The sequence below is a fragment of the Methylomonas sp. LL1 genome, from assembly GCF_015711015.1.
Lineage (GTDB): Bacteria > Pseudomonadota > Gammaproteobacteria > Methylococcales > Methylomonadaceae > Methylomonas.
This window is the reverse complement of sequence record NZ_CP064653.1, coordinates 791,758-804,162: the sequence shown is the minus strand read 5'-3', so window position 1 is coordinate 804,162 and position 12,405 is coordinate 791,758. Positions and strand designations below refer to the sequence as shown.

Here is a 12,405-nt window from a genome sequence, read left to right as displayed (position 1 = left end):
TATACGTCTTGATGTCGAGCAACTATTTCCGACCCTATTCCTACCAGATTTTTCAACTTTCATCGTCTTCATCCACGCCATCTAATTTTAATAATTTGTCTACATCCAACAACATCACCATGCGCTGGTTCACCGCAACCAAACCGTTGATAAACTCGGTACTGACCTTGGCGCCGAAATTAGGCGAGCTCTGGATGTTTTTTTTATCGACATCGATCACATCCGACACCGCATCCACTACAACGCCCATCACCCGGCATTTGCCGCCAATCCGCGCCTGAAGCACCACAACCACCGTCAACGGCGTGTATCGACTATAGCCCAAATCAAAACGCTCTCTAAGATCAATGATAGGTACGATGGCACCGCGCAAATTGACCACGCCTTTTTCATAATGCGGCACATTGGGAATACGCGAAACCGGCTCCCAACTACGAATTTCCTGAACCCGCAGAATATCAACACCATATTCCTCGTTGCCCAGCGTAAAACTCAAAAATTGCGCGCTAGCGGCTTGCGTTTTCTTTTCCTGTTCTGTTTCACTGATTTCGGCTGTCTGTGACATATTGATCCGTGTTTACTGGTTTGCCAAGCGAACTAAACCGGGTATATCAAGAATGAGCGCCACCGAGCCATCGCCCAGTATGGTTGCCCCCGATACACCTTCAACCCGGCGGTAATTGGCCTCCAACGATTTGATCACCACTTGCTGCTGACCCAACAAATCATCCACAAACAAGCCGCAACGCACGCCCTGCCCTTCCACCACCACCAACAGACCTTCCGAGAGTTTGGTGTGTTTAGCCGTAGTGACATTGAAAATTTCGTGCATGCGTATGATTGGCAGATATTGGCCCCGCAACAAAAAAGTCTCGCCCTTGCCTATTACCCGATTGACCCTGTCTTCCTTGATATTCAGCGACTCGATAATGGAACCCAGCGGTACGATATAGGTTTCGTCGCCAACGGCTATCGATTGCCCATCCAGAATCGCCAGGGTTAATGGCAGATGTATCGAAATAGTCGAGCCTTTCCCCAGGGTAGAAATAATTTCGATATTGCCCCCCAAAGCCTGAATATTGCGCCTTACCACATCCATGCCTACGCCGCGGCCGGAAATATCCGTGAGCTTTTCGGCGGTGGAAAAACCCGGCATGAAAATCAGTTCGAAGGTTTGCTTGTCGGTCAGAATGGCATCGGGCTCGATCAGGCCTTTTTCGATGGCTTTGGCTTTAAGTTTGTCCTTATCCAAACCTTTACCGTCATCACTGACTTCGATCACAATATTACCACCGCGATGATAGGCTTCCAGCGTCACGGTGCCGGTTTCCGGCTTGCCGGCGGCGACACGCACGTCCGGCATTTCAATGCCATGATCCAGACTATTTCTGACCAGATGCACTAGGGGATCGCTGAGCAACTCCACCACGGTTTTATCCACCTCGGTATGTTCACCCACCAATTTCAGTTCAATCTTTTTGCCCAGTTTGCTGCTAATGTCATGCGCCAAGCGCGGAAAACGGCTAAACACAAAACTGATCGGCAACATGCGTATATTCATCACGCTTTCTTGCAATTCACGCGTGTGGCGTTCGAGTTGCGAAAGGCCGTTTTTCAGCTGATCGAGCTTACTCAGTTCAAAATGCTCGCCGACCAGACTCAGCATGGACTGAGTAATCACCAATTCGCCGACCATATTGATCAAGGTATCGATTTTACTTGTATCCACCCGGATTGAACTGGAGCTTTTCGCCGGGGCTTTTTGCTCGTCTTTTTTCGGTTCCTTGACTTCCGCCGTAACCGATTCGGGACGAGTTTGAACCGATGGAGCGGCAACCGGTTCGGCGAGGTTTGTAGCGGGTTCGGCCACAAGCGGACCTAGTTCGGCATTTACCGACGAAAAAACCGGTTGTTTGGCTAAATCGCAATCGTCCTCCACCCAATCGAAAATTTCATCAATCTCGCTGGCCGGTACATCGCCTTGTAAATCCAGCTTCCATGAAAGATGGCATTCTTCTGGGTCCAACTGATAAATGTCGGGAAGCCCATGCAAGTCGGCGGTCACGGTCAAATCACCCAGGGTTGCCAACTCCCTGAACATTCTGACCGGCTCGTTTCCGGTTTTCAGTAAATGCAGATGAGGGCTAAAGGCAATCGACCATCCGCAAATCTGTTCGGCACTATCCGATGGATGCCGTGAAACGCTTAGCGCGGACGCAACCTGATCAATTTCCGAGGATGCATTTTCGCCGGCGCTAGCGGCATGATTTAGCTCCCGGTCCAGAGCCCGCTTATGTATATCGACAGTTTGCCGGTCGATCTCTCCGCCATTCTGAATGGCTTGCAACATTTCTCTCAGGCAATCGACCGAACCCAGCAAGACGTTCACCGCCGGCTGAGTCACTTGCCTGCGTCCATCGCGCATCTCATCCAGCAAGGTTTCCATCACATGGGTAAAGTCGGAAACCGCGGTAAATCCAAAAGTTCCACTACCGCCTTTGATCGAGTGGGCCGCTCGAAAAATGGTATTGATTTCATCGGCATCTACATCGCCCATGTCAAGATTGAGCAAACCGGACTCCATCGCATCCAGGCCCTCGAAACTTTCCTCGAAGAATACCTGATGAAATTGCGCCATATCGATTGACATAGACCCCTACCCGCGCATTGTCTGTTCTGATGGCTTCAGGGAATTAGCCCATGACTTTGTTGATGGTTTTTAATAACTGATCGGGATTAAACGGTTTTACTATCCAGCCCGTGGCGCCGGCTTCCTTACCTTGTTGCTTTTTGTCCATGCCCGACTCGGTGGTCAGCATCAACATCGGCGTGAACTTGTAGTTGGGTAATGCCCGCAATTCCTTGATCAACTGAATGCCGTCCTTGTTGGGCATATTGACGTCGGTAACAACACAATCAAACGCTTGGGCCTTAGCCTTATTCAAGGCATCCACGCCATCAACCGCTTCGACTACATTGTATCCGGCCCCCTTCAAGGTAAAAGAAACCATCTGTCTCATGGATGCAGAATCATCGACTGCAAGAATCGTTGCCACAATTAACTCCTAAAAAATTGACCAAAAATATATCGAAAAATCTTACCTCATCTTTCATCCGAAACCATAGTTTAATTTCGATTGACAACAGTTACGCTGGCCGGTACAGCCAGCCAACTTGGAATCATCCTGGACGAAAATTAATAATGAAAGCGATAAGAGCGCGTCTTCATTGACGCCTCGAAAGACGGGCTTAATAGAAAAACGTAACTATTCAGTATGATGCACGATCTCTTGTCCAGCGGGAGAAGGTAAGTTGTGCTTCGCGCTGAACAGTAACGAAAAAGCAAAACCTATCCTTTTGATTTTGTGATATTACCTTAGGATTCGACAACAAATAACTTCCCGGAATGTCTGTGTAGGAGGGGCTTTAGCCGCTACGATAAGCCCTAGGTCGCGGCTAAAGCCCCTTCCTACACCGGCGACCTATCTAAGTTTCCCCAACAGAGTATGAAACGGCTTCGCTATTATACTGAATAGCGATCGACTGGCTACCAACAATCGGCTGCGGTGAGGCCTGTTTCAGCATCGACTATATTTTTGTCGCCCGTATTATCTAATATCAATGTGCCGCATCTATCATTGGCTTGGGCACCGGTTGGACCGGATTCGATAATATAGGTGGAACCGGTCGGCTCGCCGGTGGAGAATGCAAATGTATAAAAATCGGTCAGATCGGTTCTGCACTGGGTCGACGGCAAAGTCGCGCTGGCATAACTCATATTAGTCGTGTAATAACGTTCCATATACTGACCCAGTTCCAACAGACAAGCCTCGGCGGTAGTACGCCGGGTTTTGCGCACATGTTCAGTATAAGATGGGTAAGCGATCGCCGCCAGAATACCGATAATCGCTACCACGATCATCAATTCAACCAGTGTAAAGCCGGAAGGCTTAAGCACATTTCTTTGCATTTGAAAAATCCTATTAAAATCGTACATCTCTATGCCTCATGCCGAACAACTTGCATACATGCCGTTTGATTGATCATGCTATAGCAGCAGTGAAAATCCTAATCCGATATCAACTCTCGCCAGGAAATCCGGCCCTTGTTAGGAACAATACCCGTATTAATTTTGATATCTTCAATAAGCCCCGCGGAACCACCCACTACCAAACGATCACCCACCACTACGGCCTCGCTGGGCATGCCGACACCCAGGTCGACTGAGCCAATCAAATTATCGTTTAGCTTGTCATCGGTGAACTGTGAATTACCATTGACATCAAAGAAACCAATTGCCAGTCTGGCACCGGTCCAGGGATTAACCGCATTCAGATAACCCCTGCCCCCTGGAATGCACGGATCGATAACAGGAATAATGGAGCTGGCAATCAGTGTCGGTTCCGCGAATTGGTACACCCTGGAGGACGTTACCATACGCTCGCCCACGGCCGTGCCATCGGTTTCGGTCAGATCGGTATACCAACCTTTTTTACCCGTCATGTCATTGGCAACGGATTCAGAAAAAGTACGCACAGGGGTACTGGCAAATGTTCCTTCATCTACAACCGTACGTTGTTTGAGTACACTTCGATCGGCAATTTGTAGGTTTTCATCGATTAAACCATACCAGCTTTGCACATGCTCGTCATTGGGATCGGCGGTGCGCAGATAACTACCGGTGCCGAAGAAAATGAAACGCTTGCCAACATTCACATCACTAGCGACATTGTCGAGCGAGACGGTGATTTGTGCCGTAATCGGTTGGACGTTATCCGAAGCATCCTTGGCAATAAAAAACGGTTCAGGCGTGGTACCCGATTTGAAGGCTACATCCCAACTATTCTCATTGTTGCTGCTGACATCGAACTTCCAGACATTGCCTTTCAAATCACCGGCATAGATCACATCGACCTTGCCGTCATTATCGCTGTCATACACCGCAGGGGAGGCCATGCCGTTATCGCCCGACACCAGAGTATCTATTTTTTTAATGAGGGCGCCGGTGGAAAGATTAAAAATATAGAGCACCGCCTTACCACTGGCACTGTTATAGCCATTACCGACAATAACAGCAGTTGTATTAGCCTTATTCATCTTGGCTATTACAGGGCGCCCAAGCATATAGCCGAGATCAAGATCCGTTGTGCTGAAATATTCCCATAAAACCTTACTCGTGCCAAAAGTGCCTGGACTCGTGACATCCAGGCCGAACAAGCCCTTGCCGCCCTGACCCAAGGTACTGACCAAATAATTATGCGAAGCCGTTTCCGCTAGAGTCGAAACAGCGATATCGCCATCGACAAAATAATCATGCGGCACGGTAGTTGAGCCATAATTAACATCGCTTAAATTTTTCAACTTCGACAGTAATGCGCTGGGGATATAGGCAAAACTTTCCACCCCTGTAGCTGCATTGAAAGCATGCAACATACCGTCATTGGCACCGACGAACACAGTATTATTGTCCTTTACGTAATAAGGCGAGGAATGAACGATGTCGCCTAGTACATGGGTGGTGCGATTACGTAAAGCACCGCCATTTTGTAATTCCCCATTCCGATCGCCACGTAAGAAACTCACCACATTAGCACTAACCAAGGCGGTTTTGTCGGCCGCGGAGAGTAGATCCCACTTAAACTCAGTGGCGGAACCATTGCTTATAGTGAATATTTTACGAGCGGTCTCAATGGGGATGTTTTGGTTGGCCTGCCAATTCGGCGTGCTTCCCACGCCGGCACTACTGACGGGATAGGCCAACAAATTACCCGACCAGGTGGCGGTGTTGAACAACGATTGAAATACCTGGGTATCGGTGGAGATCGAGGTGCTGTTCGAGGTTACGTTACCGGCGCTACCGGTGCGCTCGATAATATTATCGAAAGCCCTCTTTAGTGCCTCCTTCAGTTTCAACGGGTTTTGCACCAGAAAATAGGTGTCGGGCACCCCATCGGCATTCCCATCCCACTCGGGAACCAGATCGGGCAAATCGTTTTCATTCCTGTCGGTAAAACTACCCCACTTGGATGCATACCAAAGCGGATCATGCGGCACGAACTGCGCCGATGCCGAGGTTCCCGCCGTAAAGGTGCGTGTATTGGTTAACGGCAAAGCGACACCCGCCGTATTAGGTGTATCCAGAAAATAATCCAGGTCTTGTGCTTCCGATGTATCCGAATCACGCACATCCAGGTAAGTCCCATCGGCGGTAGTACCGGAGATCACATACCCCATGTGCTGAATACAGCCACCCGCCGCATAATCCGAAGTCAACTTGACATCGAGTGTGTGGTTGGAGGTGGCGGTCAGTTCATATTCGACGATCGCATCCATGTCGTGGTCGGAGCCATATTCGGAATCCTCGTAATTAATCCTGAACTTGGCATACGGCCTGCCGCTATTGACGCTAGCGTCTTGATTGCCGGCATTGGTGTTCTTGAACGCCAATACATAAAAATCCACGATGGTGTTGGTTGGCTGATAAGCCCCCGCAGTTCGGTCGATAGGAAGAGGTTCCTCGGGTGGCTTGGTGGTTTTACACTCATCCGGTATTCCACCTACTGTTTTACCAAAGGGTACCAAGGAAACAACATGGTCACCAATCGGAAACTCTATGCGAGGCTTGGGCGACGCTAGGGCGATGCTGTAAGTGTCGACTTTCTGCGAACCCGTGATAGCGTGAATGTCGTTGTTTTTGGCAAAGTGTGCAATGCTGGCGGCATAGTATCCCCCTTGCTGCGAAGGCTCCTCCGGCGCAAGACCGCGGATATTGCCAAAACTATTGGCGGATTTAGCGGTAGGCGCGCCATCGTAGTTATTTTGCGACTGGCCTATGAATAAATTCTTGCTGACACCGCTACCGAATTCGCCAGTCCAGATCAGGTCGCCCAATCCGCTGACATTGATGGCATGAGTATTTAAACTGGTATCCCCACTGAAACTGGCCATGGTAGCCGGGGCCGTATACTCGTAACGGCCGGGCATTTGATCAGTATCAAAATTGGGATCAATATCGCTAATGACAATTTGCGAAGGTTTAGCGCAATAGGGATAACCGCCCTCGGTTCGATAAGGGTCTAGCCAGGCCGGTTTCGGCAAGCCCAGGTCGGCATCGTCATTGCCGGAGTCGGCAATAGCGAAAGCCGCCGTTGGTGTAGTCTTACCGGCCAGATAGCGCACGCCTTCGTACATGATCTCGGCAATCGGGTTACCCCACATCCGGCAGCGGCCTTCGCTCAAGCTATCGGTAACTTCAGGCACGCCGCAATTTTGATCATAAGAGTAGCCGGAGCCAAATCCGGTGATTTTCAATTGATTCAGCGTCTTAATCACGCCCACCGTGGCACTCAGGCGCCCGCTGGTCAGATTAATTTCGTCTGTTAGTGACGACAGATTTTTACGCAGCACCCCGCCCGAGGTATTTTTGGCATAAGAGCCTGTCATCAAGCCGAAGGCCATGCTGTCGTCTTCGCCGTATTGTTGCAGGATGCCGATGGGTTTGTAGGCGGTTGGAGCACCGGTCGGATAGCCACGGCATTCAGGCTCCAACAAGCCGGATACGCAGGTTTTGACCCGGACCGTGTAGTCAGTCATGACCGAACCAGACGAGGTAGTTCTGTTGTAGGTGGATCGGGTTAAATTCGAAAGCCCTCGACCATCATCCAAGGCTGGAACAATCGCCCAATCTTGGCTAGGTCTCTTCCAATATAAGTAATAATTGTCATCTCCGAACACTTCTTCATGCCAAAACGTGATGGTATGAACACCTCTAGTTAAAGTAACAGTCGCTGTATGGGTTTTGCAATTGCACTTGCCATGGCCATCGTACCAACCCACCACTACACTCCCATCGATACTGACTTCCACGGCATCGTCACCGTCGACTGCAAACTCATAGTCGCCTTGCTCACCGCTTTTAATGGTCAGCGTTCCGCTAATCACGGTGATGTAGTTATCGCCCGAGTTTGCATTAACATTGATAGTCGAGATCGAGCCAGTGCTGGTTAAGTGGTCGGCATTGGCAAAGGTAGAAACTAATGTCGCGAATGTATCATGGTTGGACGGATGCGAAGTATTGACGGTGCTTGCTGCTCCGGCACAGTCAGCCCGGCTGTTGTTTCCGGTGGCGCATTGGGTGCCTGCCACTGGCCGTTCTATCGAAAGCCATTCCCAGACCCGATAGGAGCTATTGGTCAAAACCCGCAACAAAGGGGCGGAGGTACCGTACAAGGTGGTGTTGGCGAAAATATGCCGCTTGCCGCTGCTAGGTTGCGACAGCGGGGTATAGTCGCTAATGTTGTAACCATCCAAGGTGGTGCTGGTATATTCCTTACCCCAGCTATGGGCGTCTTGAGGAATGAATGCGCGTTCCAGGATGGTGACTCCGGCATCGTCGGTACTGCGATAGCCGCCATACAAAACCCGGCGTAAGGCATCCATCCGGGTCATGGTCAGATAATTCAGGTAGTCGCCACTCCATTCGCCAGTATTCAGACTGCAGGTTTTAGTGATGGTCAGATAAACCGGTTCGAATACGCCAGAGTTGTAGTTGTAACATTTATACGAATCGAAGTAGCCGTAATAGGTAATGGCCGGCTTATAGCCAATATCCAGAAAACCGTCGCCGTTCAAATCGGAAGCATCGTTGTAGGCCTCGTAATAGAGTTTGTGATCTCGGCTAGCCGTCAGCAGCGTCAAGGGCGTGGCTGACACGCTGACCGCCAGCGGGGTGTTCGGCAAAATTAATTCGGCATGGGCCGGCGCAGTCAACAAAATAAAACAGCAACCGAGAAGGCTAGTCAGCCAAGCGAAAATATGCGAGGAGTTATGCGGTTTCATGATGGCTTCCTCTTGAATTAATTGGTGGCATATACCGATTGCAAAACCACCGTGGCGCGTCCGGTAGCAGGATGACTGCGTGCCGTGACCCGGTAACGTTTACAGTTTTTAGGATCCGAGGCACCGCCATCGCTACAGTTAAACGTATTGCCCAGGTATTCGATGAAATATTGCGGCGCATCTCCGGCCATTGTGCCCAGTAGAGTTTCCAGACTGCTGCTGATATCAGTCCAACCGGTAAAGGTCGAGTCCTCCCAGCGCGAGACACAATCATGGTCAGGTGTGGGACAGACCCCACTGGTGCAATTATCGATGGAGCTGGGACTGGTTGGACAAGTAGCGTCGGCATCGGTATACGCGGGCGTGGGCTTGTTATCTTCCGCATATTTTTCAGCTTCGCGTAGTGCCGCCTCCGCCGCCTGAAATGCCAAATTACGGTCGTAGCTATTACCAGCCATTTTTTCCTCCAGGCTGACCATGCGTACCCCGGCCACTCCGATCAGTGTGACCAGTATCAACATCATCAACGAAACAAATAATGCGACGCCTTGTTGCGCTATTGGCGAGGGAGTTAGGGCTTTCATGATACTCGGTTCCTTAAACTGACCACGACATTCCAGGTACGCTCCAACGGTTGAGCGTCGGTACCGACGTTTTCCAAGGACTGAATGGTAAAAACCAGCCGCGTTGCCACGACTCGCGTCCAGTCGGTGATAGCGTCGGCATCGACATAACTGGCCGGCAAACTACCGCCTGCGTCCTTGGCAAGGTACTGGATTTGAAGATCGGTGACGCCTTCGGCGATTTCCTCGGCTACGGGAGTCGGTGTGCCGCTGACCCGATACAACGATCGTCCGCCGCGACCGTTGAAACCGATGTACCAAGCATTAGCGGCCAGCTTGGTCATCAAGCCTCCCCCCTCAAAGGTATAAGGCGTGCCAAGCGCGGTGCAAACGGTGGGGTATCCCAAACCCTTGCTGCAGTTGCCAGGCGTACCAGTACCCGTGTTGTGCACAATAGTGACATTGGTGCTGCTGGCGTTGGTGGTCTGAAAAATTGCCGCCTGCTTGTAATCGCAGACCAGCAACACATCGCCATCCACGATGCCATGAGCGGTGGTATTAACCTTGAATTGTGCTGATGCTGGGTTGTGCTCGGTGATGGTAACGCCATTATCATCGGTGCCAGTGTGAATGACGACGGCATCGGTACCCGCTACTCTGTCGGTGGCGCCGGTACCGTTTGCCTTGGCCGGCAAGGTTTCATCGCCTTCATAACCCTGCAGGCCATCGCCCCAGTTGGCCCACCAAGTAGTGCTTTTGTCATTCAGCACGTTGGCGGTCAACAGGTTGCTGCCGCAGGCAATTCCGCCGGCTTCCCGAATGTCCCTTCCCATTACTTCGAAGGCATAACGGGCGTTCTCTTGAATCCGGGCCAGATTTTCGTTTTGCCGGTAAGCGACCCGATTAGACAGAAACACGCTAATTACGCCGCCAATCAGAAATAAACCCAATAGCAAGGCTATCATCAGCTCAACCAGGCTAAAACCGCTATTTTTGCGCAAGTTTATTGAATGTAAGTTCATATGCGACTCGCAATTTCGACGACCTGACTACTTCCACCGCCAACACTTCGGCTATCATCCCAGTAAACCTTGACGGTGCAGGAGTTGGTATTGCAGGTAATTTCGCCGCAGGTACTGGACTGATTGCCCAAATTCGCTTTCAAGGCATTGATCCAGGCTATTTGGTCGTTGGTAATCAGCGTTCCGGCCGAAGGTGCCGAACAGGTCTTGGTTAGATTATAGGAACCCAGCAAGGCGACTGCTCGGTTGGCGCGCATCGCATCCATCATGTAATAACTCAACATGGTGGCTTGACTGCGTTGCAAGGCGCTCTGGTTATTTTTCAGGGCGTTAGTCTGTAGTGCCGCAACGCCCAGCAAGCCGACGGCCAGGATCAAGACGGCAATCAGCACTTCGATCATGGAAAAACCGCTATTACGGGAAATGGATAAGGATTTCATGGGCTTTCACACGAGCTAATATTACCACTGTCGGTTTCGGGGATTCGATCGTTATTGCCATCGACTCCCTGCCTTGGACGGACACGGGTGATAATCACCGCCTTGGCTCCCACTTCCGCACTATCGTGACAAGCGGCAAAGTTGCCGTTGTTACTGGCCGCGCCTTGCGGGTTATAGCGTAGAAAATTGGGGAATGCAGAAGATCGCAAGCTATAAGGGGGTTGAAGCGCCGGCCATACCCTTAATAGAGTTTCACCGACATCCAAGTCGCCGTCCGCATTGGCATCGGCAAAAACGATCCAGCCGTCTTCCCAATAAACCGTATTCACCGTCGAGCAAGAACTGCCATCAGTGCTTTTACACAAGGTGACGCTTTGACCTAATTTGATCGCTTCTGAACGGGCAAAGTTGATCGCAGCCATGAATTCATTGGTCACCGTGGTCAATCGATTACTAATGATGGACTGGCGAAAGCTAGGCACGGCAATGCTCAATAATATTGATAGCACCGCTAGAGCGATCATCAGCTCGATCAAGGTAACACCGTGCTGTTTATTCATAATGGGCAAATCTCCTGAGCACGCGCTATGCGCCGGGGAAACATTGTTATCGATCCTAATCTGCATGTGTTGCCAGAATATTGAGCCGGACGGCCACGTCTTGAAAAGTTTTAAACCATGCCCCCTGAAAATCGAATAAGAAACACAACCCATGCCTTATTCGTCTAAATCCTGGAACAGGATGCTAGTATAGGCGCTAGTCGATGAATGTGAAGAGCAACACATAATGGATTTATAGCGGACAGGTTTAGCTCATCGTATCAACATAGCTGATAAGTGATAGTTTTTAGCTCTTATCCAAATTGGACATCGGCTAACCAAGCACGCTGTTAGCATAGCATGGCTCTCCAGGACCAATCCTAAAAACCCTGTTTTTTAGACTACTTTATTAGAACCCGCTGGTACATGAGCCGATTTCGCTGCCATCTTCTTTTTCCGGAACACCGTCATGATCGGCATCGGGCGCCATCCGTGCCCGACCGACTGAATTGACTATGACGAGTTTGGCTCCTCGGATGTTACCACCTTCGCAAATGGCGAAACTACCGAATCTATTACTGGTTCCGTCCGGTTGATAACGGATGAAGCTGACAAAATTGTTATTGCCTCTCAAGGTATATCTATCGGGAAGCGCCGAACTCGTTCTCAGTTCTACATCCGTGCCGGCATCTAACAGGTTTTTTCTTGCGTCGCTTGTTCGATCAATATCGACAAACACCTGCCAGCCATTTTCCCAATTTTCACCGGTTTTCCGAATGACTACATGCTGACCACGCTTGATCGCCTCGCTGCGGGCGAAATTCAACGCAACCACCAGATCGTTGGCGTTTGAGGTCAATCGGTTGCTGACAATGCCGGAAGTCAGACTGGGCATGGCACTGCCTAAAAGTATCACGCCAATGGTCATGGTGATTATCAGCTCAATCAGGCTGAAGCCGAACAAACGATGGGAGCGCATAGTCATAATTGAATCACTTAATTA

At 50.3% G+C, this 12,405-nt stretch carries 10 protein-coding genes; all 10 read right to left on the bottom strand.

All coding sequences use genetic code 11. From position 1 onward, the window contains the following. Positions 1 to 52 precede the first annotated feature (52 nt). Positions 53 to 565 (bottom strand): chemotaxis protein CheW, encoded by a 513-nt coding sequence (locus IVG45_RS04235; RefSeq protein WP_196436643.1) that lies wholly within the window; start codon positions 563 to 565, stop codon positions 53 to 55. Positions 566 to 577: 12 nt separating this feature from the next. After that, complete coding sequence (locus IVG45_RS04230; protein WP_196436642.1) at positions 578 to 2,650, bottom strand: chemotaxis protein CheA; 2,073 nt, start codon at positions 2,648 to 2,650, stop codon at positions 578 to 580. A gap of 43 nt (positions 2,651 to 2,693) precedes the next feature. Further along, a complete protein-coding gene (locus tag IVG45_RS04225) occupies positions 2,694 to 3,056 on the bottom strand; it encodes a response regulator (RefSeq protein ID WP_230874747.1) in 363 nt (120 codons plus the stop codon). Between the two features lie 491 nt (positions 3,057 to 3,547). Further along, positions 3,548 to 3,970, bottom strand: coding sequence for a type IV pilin protein (locus IVG45_RS04220; protein WP_330165380.1), 423 nt, complete (start codon positions 3,968 to 3,970; stop codon positions 3,548 to 3,550). A gap of 98 nt (positions 3,971 to 4,068) precedes the next feature. Then, complete coding sequence (locus IVG45_RS04215) at positions 4,069 to 8,838, bottom strand: PilC/PilY family type IV pilus protein (RefSeq protein ID WP_196436641.1); 4,770 nt, start codon at positions 8,836 to 8,838, stop codon at positions 4,069 to 4,071. 17 nt (positions 8,839 to 8,855) lie between these two features. Continuing rightward, positions 8,856 to 9,422: a pilus assembly PilX family protein gene (locus IVG45_RS04210; RefSeq protein ID WP_196436640.1), complete on the bottom strand. Its 567-nt coding sequence runs from the start codon at positions 9,420 to 9,422 to the stop codon at positions 8,856 to 8,858. Next, entirely contained in the window at positions 9,419 to 10,423 is a 1,005-nt protein-coding gene (locus tag IVG45_RS04205; RefSeq protein WP_196436639.1) for a PilW family protein, read from the bottom strand. Before IVG45_RS04205 ends, IVG45_RS04210 begins: the two co-directional genes overlap by 4 nt. Continuing rightward, entirely contained in the window at positions 10,420 to 10,863 is a 444-nt protein-coding gene (gene pilV, locus IVG45_RS04200; protein WP_196436638.1) for a type IV pilus modification protein PilV, read from the bottom strand. The genes IVG45_RS04205 and pilV overlap by 4 nt, the downstream gene beginning before the upstream one ends. Beyond that, the gene (locus IVG45_RS04195) at positions 10,860 to 11,423 is read right to left on the bottom strand and encodes a GspH/FimT family pseudopilin (RefSeq protein ID WP_196436637.1); all 564 of its coding nucleotides are present in this window, start codon (positions 11,421 to 11,423) and stop codon (positions 10,860 to 10,862) included. Before IVG45_RS04195 ends, pilV begins: the two co-directional genes overlap by 4 nt. A 388-nt stretch (positions 11,424 to 11,811) precedes the next feature. Then, positions 11,812 to 12,387, bottom strand: a complete 576-nt coding sequence (locus tag IVG45_RS04190; protein WP_196436636.1) for a GspH/FimT family pseudopilin — start codon at positions 12,385 to 12,387, stop codon at positions 11,812 to 11,814. Between the last annotated feature and the right edge of the window lie 18 nt (positions 12,388 to 12,405).